This window comes from Labedella phragmitis, assembly GCF_004078635.1.
Lineage (GTDB): Bacteria > Actinomycetota > Actinomycetes > Actinomycetales > Microbacteriaceae > Labedella > Labedella phragmitis.
On the sequence record NZ_RZNB01000005.1, the window covers coordinates 13,489 to 38,630 of the forward strand.

General features: G+C 65.4%; 24 protein-coding genes, 1 tRNA gene and 1 pseudogene. 13 read left to right on the forward strand and 13 right to left on the reverse strand.

What is annotated here, in order from left to right:
- Positions 1–8: 8 nt before the first annotated feature.
- Positions 9–509 carry a large conductance mechanosensitive channel protein MscL gene (gene mscL / locus ELQ90_RS12185; protein ID WP_424980823.1) on the reverse strand — a complete coding sequence of 167 codons (501 nt, stop codon included), beginning with the start codon at positions 507–509 and terminating at the stop codon, positions 9–11.
- A 29-nt stretch (positions 510–538) separates the two neighbouring features.
- Between mscL and ELQ90_RS17135 the strand changes: the two genes are divergently transcribed.
- Positions 539–841 (forward strand): hypothetical protein, encoded by a 303-nt coding sequence (locus ELQ90_RS17135; RefSeq protein ID WP_341810332.1) that lies wholly within the window; start codon positions 539–541, stop codon positions 839–841.
- Between the two features lie 62 nt (positions 842–903).
- On the opposite strand, the pseudogene ELQ90_RS17140 reads toward ELQ90_RS17135, so the two are convergent.
- A pseudogene (locus ELQ90_RS17140) lies at positions 904–996 on the reverse strand (FmdB family zinc ribbon protein); the annotation flags it as partial.
- A gap of 110 nt (positions 997–1,106) precedes the next feature.
- On the reverse strand, positions 1,107–1,685 hold the full coding sequence (locus tag ELQ90_RS12195) for a 5-formyltetrahydrofolate cyclo-ligase (RefSeq protein ID WP_128495573.1): 579 nt from the start codon (positions 1,683–1,685) through the stop codon (positions 1,107–1,109).
- 86 nt (positions 1,686–1,771) lie between these two features.
- On the opposite strand from ELQ90_RS12195, the gene galU reads away from it, so the two are divergent.
- The 5 genes from galU to ELQ90_RS12220 all read left to right on the forward strand — a co-directional run bounded on the left by galU (position 1,772) and on the right by ELQ90_RS12220 (position 5,763).
- Positions 1,772–2,665 carry a UTP--glucose-1-phosphate uridylyltransferase GalU gene (gene galU, locus ELQ90_RS12200; protein ID WP_128495574.1) on the forward strand — a complete coding sequence of 298 codons (894 nt, stop codon included), beginning with the start codon at positions 1,772–1,774 and terminating at the stop codon, positions 2,663–2,665.
- A gap of 30 nt (positions 2,666–2,695) precedes the next feature.
- Entirely contained in the window at positions 2,696–3,358 is a 663-nt protein-coding gene (locus ELQ90_RS12205; RefSeq protein WP_128495575.1) for a GNAT family N-acetyltransferase, read from the forward strand.
- Between the two features lie 72 nt (positions 3,359–3,430).
- Positions 3,431–4,378: a hypothetical protein gene (locus ELQ90_RS12210; RefSeq protein ID WP_128495576.1), complete on the forward strand. Its 948-nt coding sequence runs from the start codon at positions 3,431–3,433 to the stop codon at positions 4,376–4,378.
- 103 nt (positions 4,379–4,481) lie between these two features.
- Positions 4,482–4,554 (forward strand) — tRNA-Ala (locus tag ELQ90_RS12215).
- A gap of 441 nt (positions 4,555–4,995) precedes the next feature.
- The gene (locus ELQ90_RS12220) at positions 4,996–5,763 is read left to right on the forward strand and encodes a hypothetical protein (protein ID WP_166409028.1); all 768 of its coding nucleotides are present in this window, start codon (positions 4,996–4,998) and stop codon (positions 5,761–5,763) included.
- A gap of 210 nt (positions 5,764–5,973) precedes the next feature.
- On the opposite strand, the gene ELQ90_RS12225 is transcribed toward ELQ90_RS12220, so the two are convergent.
- The 3 genes from ELQ90_RS12225 to ELQ90_RS12235 form a co-directional block, all read right to left on the reverse strand.
- A complete protein-coding gene (locus ELQ90_RS12225; RefSeq protein ID WP_128495578.1) occupies positions 5,974–6,342 on the reverse strand; it encodes a hypothetical protein in 369 nt (122 codons plus the stop codon).
- Between the two features lie 75 nt (positions 6,343–6,417).
- Complete coding sequence (locus ELQ90_RS12230; protein WP_128495579.1) at positions 6,418–6,924, reverse strand: hypothetical protein; 507 nt, start codon at positions 6,922–6,924, stop codon at positions 6,418–6,420.
- A gap of 163 nt (positions 6,925–7,087) precedes the next feature.
- Positions 7,088–7,687: a hypothetical protein gene (locus tag ELQ90_RS12235; RefSeq protein ID WP_128495580.1), complete on the reverse strand. Its 600-nt coding sequence runs from the start codon at positions 7,685–7,687 to the stop codon at positions 7,088–7,090.
- 432 nt (positions 7,688–8,119) lie between these two features.
- Here ELQ90_RS12235 and ELQ90_RS12240 point away from each other — a divergent pair, with 432 nt between their 5' ends.
- Positions 8,120–8,623 carry a hypothetical protein gene (locus ELQ90_RS12240; protein WP_128495581.1) on the forward strand — a complete coding sequence of 168 codons (504 nt, stop codon included), beginning with the start codon at positions 8,120–8,122 and terminating at the stop codon, positions 8,621–8,623.
- Positions 8,624–9,055: 432 nt separating this feature from the next.
- Here ELQ90_RS12240 and ELQ90_RS12245 read toward each other — a convergent pair whose 3' ends face one another.
- The 4 genes from ELQ90_RS12245 to ELQ90_RS17125 all read right to left on the reverse strand — a co-directional run bounded on the left by ELQ90_RS12245 (position 9,056) and on the right by ELQ90_RS17125 (position 13,249).
- Complete coding sequence (locus tag ELQ90_RS12245) at positions 9,056–9,412, reverse strand: hypothetical protein (RefSeq protein ID WP_128495582.1); 357 nt, start codon at positions 9,410–9,412, stop codon at positions 9,056–9,058.
- A 19-nt stretch (positions 9,413–9,431) separates the two neighbouring features.
- A complete protein-coding gene (locus ELQ90_RS12250) occupies positions 9,432–11,681 on the reverse strand; it encodes a glycoside hydrolase domain-containing protein (RefSeq protein WP_128495583.1) in 2,250 nt (749 codons plus the stop codon).
- Positions 11,682–11,724: 43 nt separating this feature from the next.
- Positions 11,725–12,630 carry a hypothetical protein gene (locus tag ELQ90_RS12255; protein WP_128495584.1) on the reverse strand — a complete coding sequence of 302 codons (906 nt, stop codon included), beginning with the start codon at positions 12,628–12,630 and terminating at the stop codon, positions 11,725–11,727.
- Between the two features lie 487 nt (positions 12,631–13,117).
- Positions 13,118–13,249: a hypothetical protein gene (locus tag ELQ90_RS17125; protein WP_279432137.1), complete on the reverse strand. Its 132-nt coding sequence runs from the start codon at positions 13,247–13,249 to the stop codon at positions 13,118–13,120.
- Between the two features lie 568 nt (positions 13,250–13,817).
- Between ELQ90_RS17125 and ELQ90_RS12260 the strand changes: the two genes are divergently transcribed.
- Together ELQ90_RS12260 and ELQ90_RS16655 are read left to right on the forward strand one after the other, a co-directional pair.
- Entirely contained in the window at positions 13,818–15,896 is a 2,079-nt protein-coding gene (locus ELQ90_RS12260) for a KAP family P-loop NTPase fold protein (protein WP_128495585.1), read from the forward strand.
- A 26-nt stretch (positions 15,897–15,922) separates the two neighbouring features.
- Positions 15,923–16,408 carry a hypothetical protein gene (locus ELQ90_RS16655; protein ID WP_166409026.1) on the forward strand — a complete coding sequence of 162 codons (486 nt, stop codon included), beginning with the start codon at positions 15,923–15,925 and terminating at the stop codon, positions 16,406–16,408.
- Here ELQ90_RS16655 and ELQ90_RS17210 read toward each other — a convergent pair.
- Complete coding sequence (locus ELQ90_RS17210) at positions 16,305–16,634, reverse strand: helix-turn-helix domain-containing protein (RefSeq protein ID WP_424980824.1); 330 nt, start codon at positions 16,632–16,634, stop codon at positions 16,305–16,307. The genes ELQ90_RS16655 and ELQ90_RS17210 overlap by 104 nt on opposite strands.
- Before the next feature lie 485 nt (positions 16,635–17,119).
- Between ELQ90_RS17210 and ELQ90_RS12270 the strand changes: the two genes are divergently transcribed.
- Together ELQ90_RS12270 and ELQ90_RS12275 are read left to right on the forward strand one after the other, a co-directional pair.
- Positions 17,120–18,997 carry an ATP-dependent nuclease gene (locus ELQ90_RS12270; RefSeq protein ID WP_128495587.1) on the forward strand — a complete coding sequence of 626 codons (1,878 nt, stop codon included), beginning with the start codon at positions 17,120–17,122 and terminating at the stop codon, positions 18,995–18,997.
- Entirely contained in the window at positions 18,994–20,706 is a 1,713-nt protein-coding gene (locus ELQ90_RS12275) for a UvrD-helicase domain-containing protein (RefSeq protein ID WP_128495588.1), read from the forward strand. The genes ELQ90_RS12270 and ELQ90_RS12275 overlap by 4 nt, the downstream gene beginning before the upstream one ends.
- Positions 20,707–20,855: 149 nt before the next feature.
- Here the strand turns inward: ELQ90_RS12275 and ELQ90_RS17215 are convergent, their stop codons facing one another.
- Positions 20,856–21,371: a helix-turn-helix domain-containing protein gene (locus ELQ90_RS17215; RefSeq protein ID WP_424980825.1), complete on the reverse strand. Its 516-nt coding sequence runs from the start codon at positions 21,369–21,371 to the stop codon at positions 20,856–20,858.
- A gap of 323 nt (positions 21,372–21,694) precedes the next feature.
- Positions 21,695–22,045, reverse strand: coding sequence for a hypothetical protein (locus ELQ90_RS12285; protein WP_208020652.1), 351 nt, complete (start codon positions 22,043–22,045; stop codon positions 21,695–21,697).
- A gap of 94 nt (positions 22,046–22,139) precedes the next feature.
- On the opposite strand from ELQ90_RS12285, the gene ELQ90_RS12290 reads away from it, so the two are divergent.
- Both ELQ90_RS12290 and ELQ90_RS16660 read left to right on the forward strand, forming a co-directional pair.
- Entirely contained in the window at positions 22,140–24,176 is a 2,037-nt protein-coding gene (locus ELQ90_RS12290) for an acyltransferase family protein (protein ID WP_166409030.1), read from the forward strand.
- Complete coding sequence (locus ELQ90_RS16660; protein WP_166409032.1) at positions 24,173–25,096, forward strand: alpha/beta hydrolase; 924 nt, start codon at positions 24,173–24,175, stop codon at positions 25,094–25,096. The genes ELQ90_RS12290 and ELQ90_RS16660 overlap by 4 nt, the downstream gene beginning before the upstream one ends.
- The last annotated feature ends 46 nt before the right edge of the window (positions 25,097–25,142 follow it).

A 25,142-nucleotide genomic window follows, 5' to 3' on the forward strand; every position in this document is an offset into this window, starting at 1 on the left:
TCGTGCGCCTACTCCTCCGGTCGGTCCTGCGGCTCCGCTCGGTTCTGCGCCTCGCGCCGGGTGGCGGGAATCGAGGCCTCGCCGGACGCTGCTCCGCTGGCGCTCAGCAGATCGCGGATCTCCGCGAGCAGTTCCACCTCGGTCGGCGCGAGCGGCGCCGCGTTGTCGCCGACGGGGCGGTTCTTCGCGAGGAGGTTGTCCGCCCGCTTCTTGAGGGTGTTGATCGGCAGTACGAACGCGAAGTACACCACGGCCGCGACGATGAGGAAGTTGAGGATCGCGCCGATGATCGCGCCGATGTACATGATCGACTCGCCGCCGCTCATCGTCGGGATCACGACGGGGAGCGCCTTCTCGAGCGTCGAGGCGTTGAAGATCGCGCCGATGAGCGGGTTGAACAGGTTCTCGACGATCGCGGTGACGACCGCGGTGAACGCCGCCCCGATGACGACGGCGACCGCGAGGTCGATGACGTTGCCGCGGAGGATGAACTCCTTGAAGCCCTTGATCACGTGTGTTCCCTCGTTCCCTGATGCGAGTGGACTCATCGCCGGTCGGCGATCAGACGGTGGAGGAGCTCGAGCTCGAGCTCGAGCCTGAGCCTGACGAGCTCGAGCCTGAGCCTGAGCCTGAGCCTGACGAGCCTGAGCCCGAGGACCCCGAGCCCGAGGACCCCGAGCCCGAGGAGCCCGAGCTCGACGAACCGGATCCGCTCGTCGACCCCGAGTCGCTCTTCGATCCAGAATCGGACGTCGCTCCAGAGTCGCTCTTCGATCCGGAGTCGGACGATCCCGTGGCGGGTGTGCTCGAGGAGGTGCCGTTGCGGGAGTCCGTCCGGTAGAAGCCGCTCCCGTTGAAGGTCACGCCGATCGAGCCGTAGACCTTGCGCAGTCGGCCGCCGCAGACGGGGCATTCGGTGAGGGTGGCGTCGCTGAAGGACTGGTACATGTCGAAGGCGTTTCCGCAATCGGCGCAGCGGTAGGCGTAGGTGGGCATCGGTGTCTTTCGTCGTGTGGTGCTGGTGTGCGTCGTGAGGGGCGTCGTGAGGGGCGTCGAGCGTCGCCGGGAGCCGTGACGGCGGGACCGGAGGAGCGTCGTCGCGTCGGTCAGAAGTCGATGATGCGGTCGGGCGTGACGACGCCGTTGACCGGCTGGTCGTGACGCTCCCGGGGGACGTCGTCGACGAGTTCGGAGTCGTAGACGACGGCGTAGACCGGCGGGCACTTCTCCATCGAGCCGAGCGTCTTGTCGAAGTAGCCCTTGCCCCAGCCCATACGCATGCCGTCGCGACCGATGGCCGCTGCCGGGACGAGGATGAGGTCGACGTCGTTGATCGCGAGCGGGCTCAGCAGCTCGCCGGAGGGTTCGGGCATGCCGAACATGCCGACGAGTTCGACGCCGTCCTCCCCTACGGTCCAATCGAGCAGGCCGTCCTCCCGGCTGACGGGGAAGAGGACGCGGATGCCCTCGGCCCGGGCCCACGTGAGGAACGGACGCGTGTCGGGTTCCGACGGGGCGGAGAGGTAGCAGGCGACGGATCGGGCGCTGAGTGCGAGGGTGAGGGATTGCAGGTTCTCGGTGAGGCCGGCGGACGCGTGTTCCTGCTCGGACGAGGTGAGGTTCTGCCGGCGTTCACGCAGTTCGGCCCGGAGGGCGCGTTTGCGGTGCTCCGTGTCGGTCGTCATGCGCACATTCTAGTTCCGGTGTCCGGTCGGCGTGTCCTCTGTGAGTTCGACAGAGCCGAGAGGGCGTTTGTGGATACGCTGGCCCCATGGGACAGAGAGTGCAAAAAGCCGTCATTCCTGCTGCTGGTCTGGGAACGCGCTTCCTTCCGGCCACCAAGGCGATGCCGAAGGAGATGTTGCCGGTCGTCGACAAGCCGGCCATCCAGTACGTCGTCGAGGAAGCGGTGGGTGCGGGTCTCGACGACGTCCTCATGATCATCGGCCGCAACAAGAACATGATCGCGAACCACTTCGACCGCGTCGCCGAGCTCGAGCACAACCTCCTCGCCAAGGGCGACGAGAAGAAGCTCGCCCGCGTGATGGAGTCGACGGACCTCGCGGACATCCACTTCCTCCGTCAGGGCGACCCGAAGGGGCTCGGTCACGCCGTGCTCCGCGCGAAGAGCCACGTGGGGGACAACCCCTTCGCCGTGCTCCTCGGCGACGACCTCATCGACGAGCGCGACCCGCTCCTCACGCGCATGCTCGACGAGCAGGAGAGTCGTAACGCGACGATCATCGCGCTCCTCGAGGTCGACCCCGACTCCATCCACCTCTACGGCGCCGCCGAGGTCGCGGCCACCGACGACCCTGACGTCGTGAAGGTCACGGGTCTCGTCGAGAAGCCCGCGAAGGAGGACGCCCCGTCCAACCTCGCGATCATCGGACGCTACGTGCTCAGGCCCGAGGTCTTCGACGTCCTCGAGACGACGGAGCCGGGCAAGGGCAACGAGATCCAGCTCACCGATGCCCTCCAGGTGCTCGCGGCCGACGACGAGATCGCCGGCGGCGTCTACGGCGTCATCTTCCGGGGTCGTCGCTACGACACCGGCGACCGCCTCGACTACATCAAGGCCATCGTGCAGCTCGCTCTCGACCGTGAGGATCTCGGCGCCGATCTCGGCCCCTGGCTCAAGGACTTCGCGGGCAACCTCGACTGATCACGGGCCCGGCCCCGCGGAAGGACTGCCATGGCAGCGCCGCTTCCCGTCCTTCGTGACGGCGACATCTCGATGCGTTCCATCCGCTTGCGCGATGCGAAGGCCGTCGAGCGTGAGCTGATGGAGAACCGTTCCTGGCTGCGGAAGTGGGAGGCCACGAACCCGTACGCCCCGCTCGGGCCGTGGGACATGCGGGGGAGCATCCGCTCCCTCCTGTCCCAGGCCCGGCAGGGCACGGGCCTGCCGTTCGTCATGGAGTACCGGGGCGAGATCGCGGGGCAGCTCAACGTCTCGGGGATCGTCTACGGCTCGGTCTCGAGCGCGACGCTCGGCTACTGGGTCGCTGAGCGATTCGCGGGCCACGGCATCACGCCGACGAGTGTGGCGCTCGCGACGGATCACGTGTTCTTCACGATGGGGCTCCACCGCATGGAGATCTGCATCCGACCGGAGAACGCGGCGAGCCTGCGCGTCGTCGAGAAGCTCGGCTTCCGTTACGAGGGGCTGCGTCGCCGTTTCATCCACATCAACGGCTCGTGGGCAGACCACTTCAGCTTCGCCCTCGTGCGCGAAGAGGTGCCCGGGGGAGTGCTCGCGCGGTGGAAGGACGGCCGCGTCCCTCGCGGCGCCACCGTGATCCCCGAGGCCGATCGCGCGGCGGCCGCGAGCCCCCTCGTCACTCCCGAGGGCTGATCGGCCGGATCTACCGCAACACACCCATCACATCGTCAGACTTCGGGAACCTTCAACCCTTACCTTAGGGACATGGCCGGTGGTGGAATCCTGAGTGGTGGTGTGGTGTTCGCGATCGCCGCTGCGCTCTGGATCCTCTACCTGATCCCGACGTGGCGTCGCCGGAGCGAGTTCATCGCAACCGAACGCAACGCCGTCCGCCTCCAGCAGACCCTGCGTATCCTCGCCGAGACCTCGGAGGTCCCCGCCGAGGTCCGCATCGAGGCCAATGCTCGTGGCGTCGCCGAGCAGCAGCGGGTCCTCAAGAAGCACCGCGCCGAGCAGGCCGCGATCGCGAAAGCCGAGGCCGAGGCGCTCGCCCGCAAGCTCAAGGCCGAGTCGCGCAAACGGTCCGCCGGGGCCGCCGCCGCGACGCTCGCGCGGTCGCGTCGTCGTGCCCGCCTCACGACGACCGTCGTCCTCTTCGCGTCCCTCGCCGCTATCGCCGTCGGCGGCGTGCAGTTCGGGACCGCCGGCTCGTGGCCGGTGCTCGCCGTGGGTGGATCCACCGCGATCGCGTGTGTCGCGCTGCTCGTCCGGATGGCCCGTGTCACGACGCGAGCCGCTCGCCCCGTCTCGGCCGTTCCGGCCGCGACGACCGTCCACACGACGGCCGAACTCCTCGAGTACGAGGCCGACGTCGTGCCCGAGTCGACGTGGACGCCGGTTCCGCTCCCGAAGCCCCTCCACCTCTCACAGGGGTCCACCGCCGCGAGCGTCATCGCGGAAGCGGACGCCCACGAGCGGCTCCGCGCTGCGGCCCTCGCCGAAGCGATGTCACAGCGGGCCGCCGAGCTCGCGCCGCCCGTCACGCGCCTCCCGGTGCGGGAGACTCCCGCGGCGGAATCCCGTCCGACGGCCGCCCCGGTGCCGGCCGGAGACGTGCCCGTCGTCGACTCGCGCTTCGCCCGGATGGGTGTCGTCGACGAGTCGGAGATCTCGGCCGCCGACCTCCTCGGCCGCCGTCGTCTCGTCGGCTGAGCGACCGCCCATCGCGGCGGTCGGCGCCCACTCGTGCGACCCCCTCGTGGGCCGTCGGCGGTCCGATCGGCCGGGCCGATCGTGATAGTGTCTTAAGGCACTCGGGCCTATGGCGCAGTTGGTAGCGCGCTTCGTTCGCAATGAAGAGGTCGGGGGTTCGAATCCCCCTAGGTCCACCGAATCGGTCTGTTTAGAACAATTGACCTTATAAGAACCGTTTGAAGGCACCGAATCTCCCTCCGGAGGATCGGTGCCTTTGTCGCTTGTCGCGATCGTGGCGAAGGGTTCGGCGAGGTCGCCCTCAATGCGATCATCCTGGAACACCAGGATCCGGGCGAAGAACGCGCGGTTGTACACGCGACGAAGCTGATCCGGTGCGCGCCTGTAGGCCTCGTGACAGTCTCTGATGAGTGCCATGGCGTCGTCGAGATTGCGCTGGAGGACTTGGAACTCGGTCTGCAAGGAGGCGAGGCGTGCGTCGACCTCGGCGAGCTGGCCGTTGATCTTGCTCTGCTCTCGCCTATAAAACCGGACTGCCGTCGATCGCCTCCGGACATGACCGCCGGCCGGACGCCAGGATCCTCTTACGCGCGAGGGACGTCGTCCGAGTCCTCCTCGTGCCGGTCGCTATCACGACCGCCCTCGTGGCGGGCGCGGCGGGGACAATCACGGCCATACCGCCCGCATCGACGGAAGCGTCGGGAGGGGCGGGCATCGTGGCCGACGCTGGCCCGAGCAGACCCACCGAGATCCACACCTTCGTTCCGGGAAGCTCCTATGATTTGGAACTCGACGAACGGCCCGTGGAGGAGCTCTCGTATGCCGACTGCTGGGAGTGGTCCTTCGTCTCGGCGCGCGTAGACGCGATGCTGTGTGCCTGGGGAGGCTCCGACGGGGGGATCATCTACGACCCGTGCTTCCGGCTAAAGGATGAGGTTGCCGTGTGCCTGACGGAGCGCGACCCATTCTACTCGGACGGTACGCCCGGCGGTCTGGTGCGCATAGCCAGTCAGGTGGCTCCGCCGTCCTTCGTCTCGGCCGACGGTCTCGTCGGTGCCGAACAGGCGTCCGACACCCGCTACCCGTGGTCGTTCTCCCTCGACCGCCTCGGAGAAGACGGGACCCGCTACCTGTGTAGGCCGATGCTGAGCGAGCCGATCGCCTTCGTTGACGTGACCTTCTCGTGCGGCACCGAGCCCGGCACCTACGCCGCCGCCGGCAACGGCGCGGAATGGTTCGCCGAAGGGCGATGGATGATCATCATGCGTCCCGGAGCCATCCGGGCGACGAGCCTCGACATGAGCGGCGCCACCTGGACGGTGCAGATAGCCGACCCTCACACCAACGAACTGGTCTCCGTCGACGTTGTCGAAGCCTGGTTCTGAACTAGGAGCGCGAGCAATGGAGCGCAGAGCCGCACGATTTTGTGCCCGGCCCGAGGGTGGGCGCGCGGGCGACCGAGCCCATCGACCTCGCGCGGTCACGGTAACCGCTGATCCGGCACGGCCAACCCGGTGCTCCCGCAGCACTGTCAAGCGTGGGCCTCGAGACTTCGAGGATGCCGCACCGCCAGCTCACGCGGCGTGTTTCGCTCGTCAGACCGCGGTCGAGTTGTTCCAGCGCAAGTGGCTGGTCCAGTGGTTGTAGTAGCCCGCGCCGGCGCGGTTGATCACGTGCATCGTCACCTGCATTCGGACGAGCCTATTGCCGGGGATGAAGCAAAGGTTGGTGAATGCAGGGGTGACTCCCCACGACTTGTGTACCGCCTTGTCGGCCCATACCTTGCCGGTGTTGTCGATGAGATTGATCCATCCGTAGGCGGAGTACCACTGGGCGCCACCGTCCACCTCGATATCCGTGAAGCGGAACTGCACCTGCCCCTTCATGTTCCTCCACGTGTAGTAGTTGATCGGTTCGCCGCTACCGTTCTGTCGTGCCTCGGGATACGAGTTGGACCATGCCATGGACGAGTGTTCCTTTCAATCTGGAGGACGTGGTCCCCGGTGTCGTGGCAGATGAACGCGAGATGGGCTTCGGAGCTATGGGAGGGTGAAGGTGATCGCGTTGTCACATGCGCCAGTCGCCCTGCCGCCGGCACTCGAGACCGTGTAGGGGTCGAGGTTGTAGACGTCCTCAGGGTGGATGCCGTGGCCGCAGAGGCGCACGGCATTCAACAGGTTGAGCTCCATCTCCGAGATGCAGAAGCGGCCGGCGACCACCGACGCTACGTCGCCGGGCGCGACGGTGTACGTAGCTGGCTGACCTTCTTCGTTGATTGTCACGTCGCCCGTCGCGAACTCGTGCGGACCGAGATCGCGCATATGGGCGAAGGCATCGGCTGAAAGCCTGCCCCCGTCTATCGGATCCATCATCGGAATCGGCTCATCGCTCGGGCTGCAGCGATCCGCGGCGGCCTTTGGCGTCACCGAAGGGGTTGGGGAGAGTCCGCCAACCCCGTCAGAACCTTGCGCCCCGACGGCCGTGCCGCTGCATCCGGCGAGCAGCAGGGCCGCGAGGGCGAAGATGGCGGGCCGGGCGATGCGCATGGACCGATCCTAGGGGCATCAGCAGATCGAGGTCGAGACCCTCGTTCATGGCCTATGCCATCTCGGCTGTCGGGAGACAGGTCTGCTCGGCGGTATCAGATGATCGATCCGATGAGCCGATCGCGCCGGTTTGCCACAGGGCCGCTGGGACCGGCACCTTGTCTCATCCCTGGCCAGGTGCCCCGTATCCCTCTCCGTCGGGGAGGTCGGGGCACGTTGCGTCATCAGTCTGTGCCGCGACCTCGGCGCGCACAGCAACTCCGTCCTGCGTCTTCTGCAGGGTAAACACGATGCCCTCCTGGGCGCCTTCCTCGGGCACGAAGCCGACGATTGCCGACTTTAAGGAGGCGTCGTTCGGTAAGGGTCCGACGGCCGTGGAGAGGAGTTCGGCAGGGGGGTTGTCCATCAGCCAGTTCGCGGTCTCGCCCATTGTCGAGTTCGGAATCGACCAGAACGTCTCCAACTCGGCGACGGGACCGCAGGGCCAACCCGTGAAGGAGTCGAACCTCGCTACCCTCGCGTCGGCGTGGGTGGCTCCGGCCGGCAGTTCAACTGATTCAAGCCACGTGCGCGCCTGTGCCTGCGCCTCTGGATCCGCGCTGCCGGAGATAGCGAATTCTCCGGCGGATCCGTCCGTCTGCGAAGTGGGGCTAGGAGAGGACGACGCGTCCGCGTCGCCGGCGCTGATCGGATCAGGGTCTGAGCATCCCGTGAGCCCCAGAGCGAGGATCGCGATAGCTATGAGAGCTGAGATGTGCCGCATACGTGCATCCTAGACGCCACCACTGGCCAGACTCACAGACCTGGAGTCGGGCTGGGCGTCGTTCTCGCTGAGGTCCTTGACAAGGCCGTCGGAGGCGGCGGCAGACGCGAGCCGAACCAAACCTCGCCCGGTCCGAATGGTCCGATCGGGACCATCATGCCTATCTCGGACGGCGGCTACCTCGGCAACGGACGGAAGGCCCGGGCTGCTCGGCGCCACGAACTCGTGACGTCTGCTTCGGGCCGTGGTACCTTGCGGGTACGTCGAACCGATCGGATATGTCAGGCGGTCTCGACACCGCTTTCGGTCCGCATCATGCCAACGCGTGCCGCGGAATCATGAGGAGGAACCTTGGTACACGGTCACCGAGAAGTGATAGTTTCCCGACGGGCAGCAATTCAAGTTGCGGCAATCGGCGGAGCCGGACTGCTGATGCTCAGGCCTGAAGCCGCCATCGCCGCGACGCTCCCGGTCAGGGTCGAGACCGGACCAGGTGACGTGGACGCGTACCTCTCGGAGATGCCTTCCAAGGGACTTACCGATTTGGCCGGAATTCACGCCGAGTACCGCGAGGCCGCCGCGGCCTTCCCTTACGAGATGCCGCCCGGATGGTCCTTCCCGTCCGAGTCCGGCCTGCGAGACATCCCGACGACGGCTAGCGAAGGCTCCGAGACAAGCGCGTTGTGGGAGCGTGGCAGCGGGACCGCGGAGGCGTATCTGTACTGGCAGACGGCCGTCTCCCAGGCAGCCTACGAGGCGCACCTCGACGGGGACCAGGCAGGCGTCGCCAGCCTGCTGGACACGCTTGAGGCGGGCTACCGATCCGACGTGCGACGCACGGTGCTCGAGGATCCTGCCGAGGACTTCATTAGGATCGAAATCGCAGCCGCCCGCAACGGCGATTTCACTGGCCTCAAGAGCGTCGCCAGCGACTGACGGCGTGCGTCGCGGTCAGCACGTGCATAGAGGGCGGGTGGCTAGCTGAATCAGGCTGCGGGAGCGGTAGCAGCCGTCAGCGAGGACGTAGTTGACGACAGCGGCGACAACGCCATCGCCAGACCCGTCTCGTTTGTGAACCAGCCAAAGATCTGCGGAACCCAAACCGGTCCGTTTCCCGTCCCCGAGTGAGCCGGACATGAACGCGCCAATGATCAGGATTCCCAGTCCAAGTCGAGCCGCGTCGACTCATCGGTCGGCCGGGTTCGTGCGTCTGCCAAGCCAGACTCGCGATAGATCCTTATAGTTCCTAGCGTGCCGCTGAACGCGAACTCCCGTCGGTCGCGCCATCGACCTGGCCAATTCGGCGTGCGAACAACGTGCCCCCACGGAAATGGTCGGGGCACCGCTCGTTGGTCGCCGGAAGCATGGTCAGTAGGCCTGCCAGTCGTAGAGGCGGGGGATGATGGCTACCGACGCCACGACGAGCCCCGTCACGAGCAGGGCGCTGAGGACTATTACCCACGTGCCAAGGACGTGGACCTTCCGGTCCGGCCGTCCTGAGCGGGCCAGGAGGAACACCCCGCCGACCGAGATGAGCCATAGGACGAGCAGCCCGGAACCGAGTACCACGAGGTACTCGCTCTCCCCCTCCTCCCATGCCGACCCGCGGCCCAGCCCTTCCTGCCGAAGGTCGAGGCCCGCGAGATTGAGGAAGGCCGCACCGAAAAATCCGAGCAGGACCCCCAGGGCGCCCACGACGACCACGGATATCGATCGGGGTTTCATCGTGACGGCTCCCGTCGCCTCAGAATGACTGGTGCCATCGCTTGATCGTGTAATACAGCTGCATTCTGTTCCTGCCGTAGACCATGGATTCCTGAGCCGGAGTGCCGCCGTCGAACCACGAATTATTGTAGCCGACGCACATCGCCATCACCTGGCTCGGCGTCATCTGGCGCAACTGCGACCTCGACGCGCCCCCGGCCCCCGAGGCCTCCATCATCATCGTGAGGGCGCCCATCAGGATCGCTGACTCCTCGTCATTCTTTATTAGGCGCCACATGTCCCACATGTCCTGCCAGACGGCCGCGTCGTACGAACGCGACGTGACGATGCCCTGTGAGACACCCCAGTTGTTGGCACGTATCGCGGTCTCGGCCTTCGCCTGGCATACTCCCGTTGAGCTGTCGCTGCGCGACCCCGGGGGAGGGGTCTGGCCGAGCTCCTTCGCGGCGTAGTAAGCCGCGACGAGCGCGTCCGCGCCGGCGTCCCCGGGGTTGATCACCATTCCTTCCCATATCAGCGGCGTCATGATCAGGGCCTTCGGCACCCCGAGGGTGGTGGCGAGCTCGGTGATGTACTGGTCGTGGGTGCTGACCCTGCTCTTGACGTTCGGCCGGTTGCCGACCATGACCGCTGGCTGAACGATCGAGTCCTCGTGCTCGAGACAGGCCCGGAACCATTCCGCTTCGAACGCGTCCAGCTTGACGGCGGGGATCCTCGGGTCGGCCGTGGTCCGTATGGTCGGTGAGATTTGATTTATGCCGGCGTACCGACCCGACACGACGTTCTTGTCGATCTCGATGGCCCCGGTGCCCGAGCCGACGGTGAGGGTGCGAATCTGGTCGAAGGCCCAGCTCGCGGGCAGCGGCTTGCCCAGGTTTCCCGCGTATCCGGTCGACATGTCCGACACGAAGCTACTCACGGCGAGGCCCGCCTCAAGCAGCTGCCTGCAGACGTCGCGGGGACCGTACACCCCCACCCGGTAGGTACGCCCCGTGCGCTGGAGTCGCTGCTGTATGCCCTGGAAGTACGGGATCACCGCGTCGGTGACCTGGTACGGGAGCGCATCGAAGTCGACCGAGAAATAGATGATCGTGTTGTTCGGGAGTCCGTAGCCCCAGGCCGCGTTGGCCGCCTCCTCGCCGACCTCCGCGCCTCGCCGGGGCGTGAAGTGCGAGATGGACGCCCCGCCGGTCTGGAAGAGAGGGAACACCCGGCCTCCCGAAGCGAAGATGCGCTCCAACTCGCCGTGCTTGATGCACTTATCCAGCGAATAGTCCGGAACGTTGGTCAGGTAGCGCCCGAAGTACACGTATCCGGCGTTGCGGAGCGTCGCCAACTTCTCGGCGGTCAGGGTGGTCACGCAGTCCGCCCCCGTTCCCGGACGGTCCGGATCACCGGTGCTCACGAGCAGCGACGCCCAGGTCTGGAGGTCGGCGGTCCCCGTCGGCGGGAGTCCGACGAACGACTGGAAGCTGTTGGTGTGCGTGGCCGTTGTACTCGTGAAGGTCCCAGTGAAGGTCGTGGCGTATCCGTTCACTCTCAGCGCGAGGTGGAACAGGCGGACGAAATGCTTCGTGGTGTCGCTGCTGCCCGTGGAGAGGTTTGCCTGCGTCTGGAGACCGGACTTCGTACCCGGCCCGAAGTTTCCGTTCGCGACGCCGTCCGCCATACCCAGCTCGTACTGCAGTGCGAATAGCAAGGCGCGGTGCGTGTCCCGCAGGAAGTATCCGTCCGCCGGGACGAAGAAGTAATCGCGTCGCGCCTGGTGCCTCGCGTTCATGGAACGCTGGCCGTCGCGGACGACGGAATCGCCTCCGGGAAGGAGCCGGGCCGCGTCCATGGTGAGCAGGAACTTGAAGAGCTTGGGCGTGAGGTCGCTAGAGGTCGTGCCCAATCCCAGGTCGCCGCGCAGGCTGGTGACGGCGAGCTGGGTGGCGGTGGCCCATCGACCTTTGAGGTCGCCGCCGTCGGCGTTGTATCCCTTGCAGTAGAGACCGGCCTGCGCGATCTTTACGATATTGGACGGCCCCGCGCTCGTATTGGGGTTCGAGGCCGTGATGGTGCCGAACGAGGTCAGCGCGGCCAACGTGCCCGCGCCGAAGCTGTCAGACAGCGACGAAATGCCGAGTTCGTACTGCAGGGCCCGGGTGAGAGCGTACATCGTCGCCCAACCGGACACCCCGTCCACGATGAGCGTCTCGAAGCCCGGACGGGCGCTGTAGGTGACGTTGTACCAATCCTGCGCCGCCTGTACCCATGGGTCAGCCATCGTGCCGCCATTCTCTCGATTGCATTGTCGCTGTCGTCGTTCGTCACGCGGTCGGGGCCGGCACGTAGGTGCTCAGCTGCGATCCGGACGCGGTCACCGGGAAAGAAGTGTGACGTCCCGATTCCCGCAACCCGACCATGAGTTCCGGCGGCACGAGCTGGACTCGGGGCGTCACGCCTGTGAAGGACTTCGGCTTGGTGTCGGACGGATCTTCGGTGAAGATGAGCTCGACCTGGTCGCCCGTGACAAGTTCGCGGCTCGTTTCAAGGGTCAGCTCGCGGATGCCGTCCGCAGACGTGATCGCGAACGTGGCGGGCGGGGAGTCGCCGATAAGTGTGAGGACGGGCGAAGGGAGCAGGTCCGCGTAGGACGCGACCGCGGTGAGACCCTTTGGCGCGGGCCCCGGCCCCATGCTCGTCAGTGTGATCCTCGCTGGCACGACCGTTGATTCGAGGCAAATCCAGTCGGCGGCGAGTTCGACGCTCCACGGCGCGCAGTCGGTGGAGGATGGCGCGACGATTATCTCGTCGATCAGCGTGCCGTCGGCATCGAGGGCCTGGAAGGTCGTTGCGACCACGTCGCCGACGTTGTCGTTCGGGTAAGTGGAGAGAGCCTCCACCTGGAAACTGATCTCGGTGATCTCCGGGGGTACGTCCAGACTGAGCATACCCTCGCCATCGTTGACCTTCTCGATCTCCCGAATCGAGGAGCCTACGATTCCCAGCACTGGCGCATGCAACGCGAACAAGCGAGGGTCCCAGGTCGCGACGAGGCGCAACGTACTGGACCGTTCGAGCAGTTCCAGGCGGACCGGGAATGATGCCACGCTTTCCGTGGTCCATGCGGGATCGAAGTACTTCGTCGTCGCGCAGACGAGGTCCTCTGAGGCGAAGACCGTGCCGCCCGACGACGCCAGGGCCTGGGAGGTGGCGGACTGCGGGATCCTCACGCTTGCCGCTACGGCGGAGACGACCAGCGCTCCGCGAAGTATCGAGCGTCTCGACAATACTACGGATGTGCCAATCACTTGATCCCAGCTCCTGACCATACCCCAGCAGAGGCGTGTCAATTTTTTTCGACGGGGGCCGACAATGGATGCTTTTAGTTGTTCGGAGACGCGAGTCGGGTTCGATCAGACTCGCTCTCCTCATCCGAGGGGAAGGCCGCCGACTTGGTGCTTCCCAAATCGACCGTCCTCTAGCCCAATAGGCGGTGCGAACAGCTTCAAGCTATCGGCGGCGGACGCAGGCGCGATGCCCCACTTGTGGGACTAGCGCTGTCAGGGCGAGGTGTGAGATCGACCGGCGAACGCCGCGTCTCGGAGAATCTCTGAAGACGCTCGCGAAGTGCGTCATGCCGCACTGGAGTTTGGGCGTGCATCGGCCTCGACGGGAAGCAACCTCGAATCAGGACATGCCGTCAGAACGGGATGCTGGTCACTGTCTGGTGCCGTGTCCCGGATGGAGGTCGGGCCACGGTTTGGGCGCGATCTCGTCGAGCCCGACACCGAGCGCCTGCGCGATGGCCATCACGTTGCGTAGCGAGGGATTGGCCGGGGTGCCGGGCATGGACTCGCCCTTCTCGAACTTCTAGAACGTGTACCGGGAGAGGCCGGCCGCGTAGGCGACCCGGCTCAGCTCTCGGGAATCAGATGTCAGATTTCCTCAAGAATAGAGTCGCCGGACCAGCTGAGGAGAGGACCGAGCCAGTCATAGCGGGATAGCCCCTGGAGATCAGTCATCACCAGGTTCCCGGCCAGAACCTCCAACACCCGGAAGGTCACCGTCTCTTGCTGAGAAGAACCACGTCGAGTGACTTTCACGAACTGGCCCTCCTCGAAAACCCAAACGTCCCCGTCAGATCGCCATGTCACGCGTCTTGCCATGACACGAGCTTGGACTTTATTCGGATCCGCTTTGGGCGAAGACGCACCGTTAGTTCTAGTTGGTGTGGACGGGTCTCTTAGGACGCCTGGGCATGCCCTGTTCCAACCGATTTAGGGTCGCTCGCACCGGTACGTCCGATCGGGCCGATTCCCACCCCTGGGCGATGTACCGGTGGTGTTGTGGAAGATTCAACACGATCGTTGCGCGCCTGCTTGCAAAAAGAGGGATCAAGGCGCACAAATAGGGACATATGAGCGACGCAGAGAAAGCCCACGATAAGCCACCGATCGACGCCCCGATCAAATCGTCGGCGGATGATGATTTGGGACGGGCTCCGGTCGCGCACGATTTTGCCGAGTCTGTCCGCGAGCTCGACGCCAGCGAGGGGCTGGTGGTCGGTGTCCTCGGGCCGTGGGGGCACGGCAAGAGCTCGTTCATCAATCTCATGCGTGAGCAGTTCGAGCAGGAACCGAAGCTGACGGTCATCGATTTCAACCCGTGGATGTTCTCCGGCTCCAACCAGCTGGTCAACTTCTTCTTCACCGAGATCGGCGCCGAGTTGAACGTCAAGAACAAGAGCAAGTTCGGTCAGGCTGCTGACTGGCTGGCGAAGTACGCCGGCATACTCAAGCCGGTATCGCAGTTCATCCCGGTTCCATTCGCGGGAGCGGTCGGAGAGGCGGCGGCAGGAGCTGTCAGCGGATTGGCTGAGACCACGGATGCCGACCGAAGCGCGAAGAAGGTTCGCGAGAAGATCACCGAAGAACTCCTAGCGCTGACGGAGCCGATCGTCGTGGTGATCGACGACATCGATCGACTCACGACTCCTGAGATACGCGAGATATTCAAGCTGGTTCGCCTGACTGCCAGTTTCCCGAACATCGTCTACGTGCTGGCGTTCGACCGTGCCCGGGTCGAGCAGGCGCTTACGGAGGATGGCGTGCCGGGGCGTGCCTATCTTGAGAAGATCGTGCAGCTGAGCTTCGACGTGCCACAGGCGCCGGAAATGCTTCTTCGCTCCCAGGTTTTCGCCGAGCTCAACCGCGTGCTCGCACCCGTCGCTGACATCGAGATCGACGAGGACCGCTGGGGCGATGCCTACTTCGAGATCATCGACCCGCTGCTCTCGAACATGCGGGACGTGACCCGTTACGCCATCTCGTCGAGATCGACGATCAAGAGTCTTGGCGCTGAGATTGACCTCGTCGACCTCCTCGCGATGGAGGCCGTCCGCGTGTTTCGGCCCGACCTCATGCAGCGTCTGGCCAAGCTCCGCACGGAGCTGACGAAGACGCGCGACTATTCATCGCGCAAAGACGATTACGCGCAGAAAGCTGTCGACGCGCTCCTTAGCGACTTCGCCCAGGACGCATCGCTGATACGAGCGCTATTCAACCGGCTCTTCCCGGTCGCACTCCAATACGTGGAGAACAACAGCTACGGCTCGGAATGGCGTGCTACCTGGCGCACCGCGCATCGAATGGCGCACGCCGACTACCTCAACCTGTACTTCGACCGCGTCGCACCAGACGCTCTAGTTGCGTTCAGGAAATCCGAAGGCGCCTTCGCCGTACTCGACGACGCAGAAACGCTCAAGGCGTACCTTTTGGCACTGGAACCGGACCAGCTGGACACGATCCTTGAAGGCCTGACGGCATACGAGAGGAGGTTCACGACGGAGATGATCGTTCCCGCGTCGACAACGCTGTTGAACTTCATCGACAGAATCCCTGAGAAGAAGAACGCAGGGATGTTCGACCTCGGTCGCCCGGAGGTCACGGTAAGACGAGTAGTTCTCCGCCTTCTTCGCAAGGTCGAGGACGAAACGGCTCGGGAAGCCCTAGTCGCTGAGATTCTGACAGGCATCGAAACGTACTCCTCTCAGCTCGACTTCATTCACAGCGTCGGCTACCGGGAAGGCGCCGGCCACAAGCTCGTCAGCGAGGCCTTCGCTCAGCGGCTGCAGGACGAGTTCGTGAGCGGACTTGAGAGGGATGCGCCAGCAGAACCCGACCGTGAATGGGATGCCTGGCGTATCTACGACGCAGTACGCGACGCGGTCGGCAAGGCGCCACTCACGGCTGCCTCGGATCCGGTTTTGATCAGGTCGGTCCTCCGATCGGCGAAGTCGACGTCCCTGTCTCAGTCTATGGGTTCACGAAAAGTCAGAACAGAGGATCGTCTCGCCTGGGACCTCGTAGTCGAGCTGTTCGGCTCAGAAAACACAGTCAAGAAAGCTGTGGCCAACGTCCGCAAGCAGCTTGGAAATGACGGCATTCTGCAACTCGCCGACAGGTATCTTGAGGGTTGGCGACCCGAGCGGTTTTGAAGGGGCGCGCATAGTCAGGGTCAGCCATGCCGCGCACGTCCTCCCGCGAACACTTCGACCGCTACCGTCTCCTGCGGGACCTGTGGCTCTTCGCGCCCGGCATCTACGCCGTGTTGTCGCCGATGCAGCAGTGGGAGATACACCGCCTTTACAGGCCGTCGAAGTTCCTGACGGAGGAGCAGCTTCCATCCCGGATGCATGACGTGCTATCCGGAGAGCCATCTCTGGTGAACAGGGCCGGCAAACACTTGAAGCGGCTTGTTGCCGTACACGAATGGGCGGCGGAAAGGGTCGGCGATCCCGAGGACTGGGAGGGGATCGGGCGGGCGCTTTCCCGCTCGCGGGTGCTCGGACGCGCCGCGGTGGCCGGTCCGTCGAAGCGAGGGAAGGTCATCCGGGTCGTGCCGATCATGAGGCCCGAGCCCGATTACGAGCGCCTGGCGCCGGGCCTGTTTTCGTACCTGGAGTGGGTCCGCCAGGGGAAGCCGGGTCCGGGGGAGTGGCCGTCCTGATCACCTTCTTCACCGTCGCCGGGTCCCGTCCGAGCGCCCGGGCTATGTCAGTGAAGTTTGCGCCCGAACGGTACAGCTCGTGGGCGCGCCGTCGTTCCGCCTCCGTGATCGTGCGCCGCATCACGACGCCGGCGGACTTGAGATGCTCGGTCACCGTGTAGCGGTGGAGACCGTGCTTCTCGGCGATGGCATAGACGCTGAGGCCGGAGCGGTAGTCGGCCGTCATCTGCCCGAGCAGGGCTGGCGTAACCTGTCGGAAGGAGCGGGTGCCGGGCACGCTCTCGCGAACGGGAAGCTGGAGCACTTTGGCGATCCGTCCGCTGCTAAGGGCTTTCCTCAGAGCCGACAAGGGCTGCGAATTGTTCGCAAGCACTTCCAATAAGTCCACCAAGCTCTCATTCTTATCCGCCCTCACCAGGGGTAATGTCCGATCGGACGGGCCCACCGGTACATGCCGGTGGGTTCTTCGTTTCCGCGGATCGTCCGTCTGACCCCTGTTTCCCTGTTCCAACCGCCTTAGGGTCCTTCGCACCGGTACGTCCGATCGGGCCGATTCCCACCCCTGAGCGATGTACCGGTGATGTTGTCAATGTCGCTACGGTTTGCGGCCTGATCACGCTTGCAATGTCGTGGGGTGCTGTCACAATCAGAGGCACATATGGGTAAGACAACTACGCCTCCATCAGCAACCGGTCCTCAAGGAGTTCGATCATGAGGGTTCGGCATCTGCGCATTCAGAACTTTCGTGGGATTGAGGACAGCGAGATCCACTTCAAAGCCCACACCTTGCTGGTGGGCGGCAACAACGCCGGAAAGTCGACGATCTGCGAGGCCCTCGACCTCGTGCTCGGTCCTGAACGGCTCTATCGTCGTCCGGTGATCGACGAACACGACTTCTACATGGGTAAGTACGTCGATGGAAATGGCGAACCGGTCGAAGTGCGAATAGACGTCGTACTCACCCAACTGACGCCCGAGGAGCGACGACGCTTCGGAGATCAGCACCTCAGGCTCTGGGACGAAGCAGCTAGCGAATTCATCGACGAGGATGACGGCGGCGTCGATCGCTCTGGAGACGAAGGCGTCGACTGGGCGCTACCCGTCTGCTTCATCGGACGTTACGACCGCGACGAGGACGACTTCGTCGGCGACACATTCTTCTGCCATCCCGAACCGATCGTCGACGAAACCGACGTCGAGACTCTCGCCTCGCTGGGCGCCGGCCTGGTCCCGTTCCGCCGAGCACATAAGCGTCTCGCCGGCTACGTATACCTCCGGGCCCTCCGTACCGGCTCCCGCGCGCTCAGCCTGCAGCGGGGATCGTTGCTCGACACGATCCTGAGATTGAGCGGGGACGGCTCCGCAGAGATGTGGAGCGACACCCTCGCGAAACTCACCGACCTGGACCCGGCGGTAGGCGACGTCCCGCAGCTCAAGGAGGTTCGTGAGGACCTGCGCGAGCGCCTCGGCCGATTCGTTAACATGACGCCGGGCGACAACTCCGCCGCCTTCTTCGCCTCGGACCTGACCCGCCAGCACCTCCGAGAAGTGGTGCGTCTCTTCGTCGCGACCCAACCCAGCGACCATCTCGTGCCCTACGACAAGCAAGGCACCGGATCTATCAACCTGCTCGTCTTCGCGCTCCTCACGATCATCGCTGACCTGAAGGGCTCGCAGTCCGTCATCTTCGCGATGGAGGAACCGGAGATCGCACTGCCTCCCCACACCCAGCGCCGGGTCACCCGGTACGTGCTTAAAGAAATGGGCCAGTCGATCGTGACCTCCCATTCCGGTCCCGTCATCGAGCAGTTCGAGCCCGACAGCATCGTCATGCTGCACCGTGAAGTCACGAAGCTGATCGGAACGCCGATCGACCCCTCGAAGGTGAAGCGAAAGACTTACCTCACTAACAAGCGGCAGTTTGCGGAAGCAATTCTCGCCCGAGGCGTCCTTGTGGTCGAAGGTTCCACCGAGGCGGTCGTGTTCCCCGCCGTGTCGAACGTGCTGGAACGGGTACACCACGGCTACACGCACCTCGACTTTTCGGGGGTCTCCATGTTCGCGACTCCGGGTGACGGCTCGGTCGCCAAGTTCGGACCGATCTTCAAGGCCCTCGGCAAGAAGACCTGGGGCGCATGCGACAAGCCGAACGGGACATTGCCACAGGACCAGATCGACGACCGGACCAAGTTCGACCGCTTCTGGGAGTCGCCCGAAAAGGGCATCGAGGACGTGCTTGTGAAAGGCATTCCCGTGGAAACGCACCGTCGGTTCCTCGCGGATGTGTCAGGCCGGCCCGACTACCCCCACCTTCCTTATGACCCGCAGATTAAGGACGAGGATGTTCCAGCGCTCACCGGCAAGGTGCTCAAGGCTCGCAAGGGTGAGGCGTATGCCTACGCCGCCGTCCTGATCGAACACTGCGAAACCGAGGCGGAGCTCCCCGAAGAACTCGTCGACGTACTTTTGGGAATCGACTCGGAGCTCCAGGGGGAACCTGAGTTGGGCGCGGAGCCCGATGCCGTCGACGTAGCGTCCGGCGATGCCGGTGATGAAGCGACCGTAGCTGAGGACGAAGCCGGGGCATGAGCTTCGAGCTTTCCGGGCCAGCGCAGGAAGCCCACGACCACGACGGTCGGATAATGGTTCTCGGCGGTCCTGGGTCCGGGAAGACGACCCTCTCGCTACTCAAGACGCAGCGGCTCATTCCCGGCCTGGAATCCGGCCAGAACGTGCTCTTCCTGAGCTTCTCGCGGGCGGCAGTTCGGCAGGTGATGAACCGCACGAAGGACGTACTCACGCGTGACGAGGGTTCACGAATCACTGTTCAGACCTACCATGCGTTTTGCATGGACATCCTCCGCGCGCACGGCCGACTACTGAGCGGAAAACCGGCGCGCATCTTGTTTCCGGATCGGGAAAAGATCAGCAAGGCCAGCCATGACGGTGACTGGAAGGTCGAGCGCGACCGGCTAGCTGTCGAGGAAAACCTCTATGCGTTCGACAACTTCGCCAGCGGAGCAACGTCTCTGGTGGCGCAGGTCAGGAAAGTGGCCGAGCTGGTCGCCGATCGTTTCCCGGTAATCATCCTCGATGAGTTCCAGGATACGAGCGACGCCCAGTGGGAGCTTGTTCACGCGCTCGCGGAGCGCAGTGAGCTAATCGTCCTGGCTGACCCGGATCAACGCATCTTCGAATATGACGACCGGGTCGACCCTGAACGACTCAACCAGGTCCGTGCGTTGCTCGCTCCAGTGGAGTTTGACCTTGGCGGAGACAACCACCGAAGTCCCGACGCTGGCATTCTGAACTTCGCCGACGCGGTACTTCAAAATCGAGAGCTTCCGAAAACGGATGACGTCGGGGTCATGAGCGTCTGGCCACGATCGTATCCCGCCGCAACGCACGCAGCCTCGATCTGGCTTTACGCGAAACTTCGGAAAGAAGGCGTGACTAAGCCGAGCATCGCCGTGCTCGCGCGTACGAACGGGCTGGTCTCGGAGATCTCCGGCTGGTTGTCGGAGACGCATAAGTTCCAGGGCAAGGAGTACGGTCCTGTCTCGCACGACGTCCTCTGGGACGCCGAGATATCGGCCGCCGCCGCGCAGGTCGTGGCTTCGATACTCGAGTGGTCAGGCGTGGACCCGTCCTCTGACGCCGCCTCAACGCTGGAAGCCGTGGCTTCGTTCTTCGACGTCAAGAGTGCCGTAGCTACGAACGGGCCGATCGCGAGTGCCGTTGTGCTTCGGGACCGTTACAGGGTTAACGCCCAGGCGTTGAGAGACGGAAAGGGCGTTCGTCCGATTGGAGCGAAATGGATCCTCGCGAAAGCCGTGAGTGGCGTCTCGTTCGTTGGGAACCCAAAGGCTGACTGGCTAGCGGCGCGGACGATCCTGGAAGGCGCCAGCGGGCTGGAAGAGATCGTGCAGGCGGTGCGATTCGTGCGACTTTTCGGTGCCACCGACGAGATCGGCGGGCAGCTGTCGGAACAATGGGACCGGGCCGGAAATTACGGCCGTGCTACGGACATTGTCAGACGTACGTTAGATCAGGGACGACTCGTCAGCGAGCAGCGGGAGCCGCAAGGTTTCGTCCTCATGAACATGCATAAGTCGAAGGGTAAGGAATTCGACGGCGTGATCGTCGTCGAGGGTCATCTTCATCGGGGCGTCTTCTTCTCCGAGAGGGAAGAGTATCCACACCTTGCGACGCGCCGACTCCTTCGCGTTGCCATCACCAGGGCTCGACACAAGGCCATCATCATCCGTCCGATGGGAGCGGTTCCCCTCACGCAGTAGTGCGGTCAAGTCATGAGTAGGTCTCGCAGTCGCGTCGCGATCGGAGTACGGCAAAGCTGATGCCGCGCACGTCCTCCCGAGAACACTTCGACCGCTACCGTCTCCTCCGGGACCTCTGGCTCTTCACGCCCAGCATCTACGCCGTGCTGTCACCGACCCAGCAGTGGGAGGTCCACCGGCTGTACCGGCCGTCGGAGTTCATGACGGAGGAGCAGCTTCCCTCGCGGATGCGCGACGTGCTGGCTACCGAGCCCTCTTTGGTGAACAGGGTGGGCAAGCACTGGCACCGGCTCAACGCCGTCTATGAGAGGGCGACTACCCGTGCAGGCGGTCCCGAGGACTGGGAGGGGATCGGGAGGGCGCTCTCGCGCTCGAAGGTGCTGGGCCGCGCCGCGGTCGGCGGGACCTCGAGGCGCGGCAAGGTCATTCGCGTCGCTCCGATCATGAGGCCCGAGCCCGACTATGAGCGTCTGGCGCGGGGCCTGCTTTCGTATCTGGAATGGGTCCGCAATGGGAAGCCTGGTCCCGGTGACTGGCCGTCCGATGACCTTCTTGACCGTCGCCGGGTCGCGTCCGAGTGCCCGGGCAATGTCGGTGAAGTTAGCGCCCGAGTCGTAGAGCTCGTGGGCGCGCCGCCCTTCCGCCTCCGTGATCGTCCGGCGCATCACGACGCCCGCCGCCTTCAGATGCTCGGTCACCGTGTAGCGGTGGAGGCCATGCTTCTCGGCGATGGCGTAGACGCTGAGGCCGGAGCGGTAATCAGCGGCCAGCTGCTCGAGCAGAGCGGGCGTCACCTGCCGGAAGGAGCGGGTTCCGGGTGCACTCTCGCGCACGGGAAGTTCGAGGATCTTAGCGATCCGGCCGCTGCTCAGGGCCTTACGAAGGGCCGAAAGGGGCTGCGAATTGTTCGCAAGCACTTCCAATAAGTCCACCGAGAATCCCGTTCACGCACCGCGTGAGCGGGATGTTGTGTCTCTGGACAGTGTCGCTAGCGCGGCACTCCGCGGCTCGAGCCGGGCTGCACGATCAAACGGTCGTCCCGATGCCGTGCGCGGCACTCGTCCGCGAACGCGACGGCAGCGGCGAGGTCCGTCGTGAAGTGGGAGTATTCGGTGCGGGAGAGGCGGTAGTACTCCTCATAGTCCGCAGCGGAGTTACTCACGGGGATGGCGAGGTATCGCGATCGCGTGCGCGTCTCCGTGCCGAGCGAGAAGCGTTCGTCGACGAACACGTGGCTGTCGGTGAAGCGTCTGCGTTTCCGCCGCCGCCGCCGTCCGAAGAAGTCGTCGATGCTCTCGATGCTGGCGGACAGGAGCAACGACACGAGGTCCGCGATCATGTGCCCGCTGCCTCGCCCGCTCCCTCGCGCGCTGTCATGTCCTCGACGTTAGCCCGTTCACCGGCCGTTCGCCTCCATCCGTCAGCATGGGAGGGTGACGACCGTCGAGGACCGGCTGAACGCGCGCGCGCCCGCCGAGCGCGAGCCGCGGCGTCGACCGTTCCGAGCCGACATCCAGGGGCTCAGGGCCATCGCGGTCGGCCTCGTGGTTCTCGATCACGCTGGCGTTCCGCTCCTCGGCGGCGGATATGTGGGCGTCGACGTCTTCTTCGTCATCTCCGGGTTCCTGATCACCGGGCACCTGCTCGAGGGGCTGCACCGGACCGGGCGGATCGACCTCGCGCGCTTCTACGCCGCGCGGGCCCGCCGCATCCTCCCCGCTGCGCTCGTCACGATCGTCCTCACGACGCTCGCGAGCTTCCTCGTCGTGTCGCCGCTGCGACTCGTCGACATCGTGCACGACGCCGTCGCGTCAGCCCTGTACGTCCCGAACATCGTCTTCGCCGTGCGGCAGACCGACTACCTCGCGGGTACGGCGCCGTCGCCGTTCCAGCACTTCTGGTCGCTCGGCGTCGAGGAGCAGTTCTACATCGTCTGGCCCGTGCTGCTTCTCGCGGCGTATCTGATCGGTCGGCGGTCCCGTACGGTGCTCCTCGCGGCCATCGCCGTCATCACCGTCGCCTCGTTCGGCGCGAGCGTCGTCACGACGCCCGTGTCCGAGTCCCTCGCCTTCTTCTCGCCCCACACACGGGCGTGGGAGTTCGGCGTCGGCGCGCTCGTCGCGGGGTTCGGCGCCGCCATCGCGCGCGTCCCCGGCGTGATCGCCGGGGCGCTCGGTTGGGCCGGCCTCCTCACGATCCTCGTGACGGGTGTGCTCTACTCGTCGGACGTCGCGTATCCCGGGTCCGCCGCGCTCGTTCCGGTCGGGGGAGCGGCACTCGTCGTGGCCTTCGGGGCGCGAGGGGGAGTCGATCGAGCGCTCTCCGTACGGCCGCTGCAGGTCGTCGGCGCGATCTCGTACTCGCTCTACCTCGTGCACTGGCCGATGCTCGTCCTGGCGCACGAGCACCTCGGCATCGACGCGCCGCTCGCGCTGCCCGTCGGCCTCGCGGTCGCGGCGGCGGCCGTGCCCGTCGCGTGGGTGCTCTTCACGGTCGTCGAGACCCCGGTCCGTCGCTGGCGCGGCCCGTCGCGCCGGGTCCTCATCGCCTTCACGGCCGCGACCCTCGTCGTCGTGACGGGTCTCGTCGCCGGCAGCGCGGCGGCGTCGGTGCTTCCGCTCACCTCGGCGCGCACGGAGCCGGAGCGCTCCGCTGGCGAGCTCCCCGCCGGGACGCCGTTCGTCCCCGCGAATCTCTCGCCGACCCTCGACCGGGCGATAGCCGACACCGGCGAGATCTACACGAACGGTTGTCAGCAGAACCTCCGCGAGTCCACCGTGCTGACGTGTTCCTTCGGGGAGCTCGACTCGCCGCGCACGATGGCCCTCTTCGGTGATTCCCACGCCGGGCGGTGGTTCCCGGCCCTCGAACGGGCCGCGACGGCGCTCGGCTACCGCCTCGACACCTACACGAAGTCGGGGTGCCGCTCGGAGGAGACTGCGGCGGCGTGGGAATCGTCGAAGAACGCCTCCTGCTCCGCCTGGCGGGAGGCGGCGGTCGCCCGCATCACGGCCGATGCGCCCGACATCGTCGTGCTCGCGAACCACCTCGGTCCCACGCCGGGCCGGGACCCCGATGTGCAGAATGCCGACTGGATCGACGGACTCTCGCAGCTGTACGACCGGTTGCCCGCCTCGAGCCGCGTCATCACCCTCGCGGACTCTCCCGAGTTCGCGGCCTCACCCGTGCTGTGCCTCTCGTCACACCTCGACGCGGCCGACGCGTGTGCGATCGAGCGGGCCGACGCGCTCAACCCCGCCATCCGGGAGGCGCAGCGAACGGTCGCGGCCGAGCGCGACGGAGCCGTGATCGACCTCACCGACTACCTGTGCAACGTGTCGATGTGTCCGGCCGTCATCGGGGCGACACTCGTCTACTCCGACGAGCACCACCTCACGGCGACCTTCTCGCGGACCCTCGCGACGGCCCTGTCCGCGCGACTCGCTCCCCACCTCGAGGACGTCGGGTGAGGACCCGCCGGGCCGCCGCCGAGAGGAGCATCGGCCGCCGGGCCGCCGCCGGCGCCGTCGTCTTCCTTGCGGCGCTCACGGGCTGCACCGCGGAACCGTCGGTCGCCGGCATCGTGCCGCCGTCGTCCGACTACGCCGGCGTGGCGTTCGTCGACGACGTGGACTTCGGAGCTCCCCAGGGAGTCCTCCTCGACATCTGCCTGCCCGACGACGTCGAGGAGGACGCGCCCGCCGTCGTGTCCGTCCACGGCGGGGGGTGGCGACAGGGTGACAAGGCGCAGCGGCCGTGGCGCGACACGTGCGCGTGGCTCGCGAGTGAGGGCTTCGTGGTCTTCCAACCGAACTACCGCCTCGCTCCCGACCATCCGTATCCCGCGGCGATCGAGGACGTGTCGCGAGCCGTCCGCTGGGCGCGGCAGAACGCGCAAGTCGAGCGATTCGGACACGATCCCGAGCGGATCGGCGCGTTCGGCGATTCCGCCGGAGGCAACCTCGTCTCCCTGCTCGGGACTCGCGGTGAGGGACCACGCACTGTGGGGACTCGCGTCGACGCGGTCGTCGAGTTGAGCGCACCCATCGACCTGACCCTCGCGGGTACGGCGCTCGGCGGGCTGAGCAGCGACTTCCAGCGCGTGCAGCTCGACTACCTCGGGTGTGCAAGCTACGACGACTGCCGGATCGCCGCCGACGCCTCACCCGTCACGAGCGTCGATGCGAGCGATCCGCCGTTCTTCGTGGCGCACTCGACGGACGAGTTCATCCCCGTCGAGCAGGCCGAGGCGTTCGTGGCCCGCCTGGAGGAGGCCGGGATCGAGGCCGAGTTTGTGCCGGTCGCGGGATCGGGGCACGCGCTCGCGATCCTGGACGACGACTTGCGCGAGCGGATCGCGACCTGGCTCCACGAGCAGCTCGACGCCTGAGCGGGGACAGAGGGTCCGCGGTCAGGCGTCCAGCCGGATTCGCCGA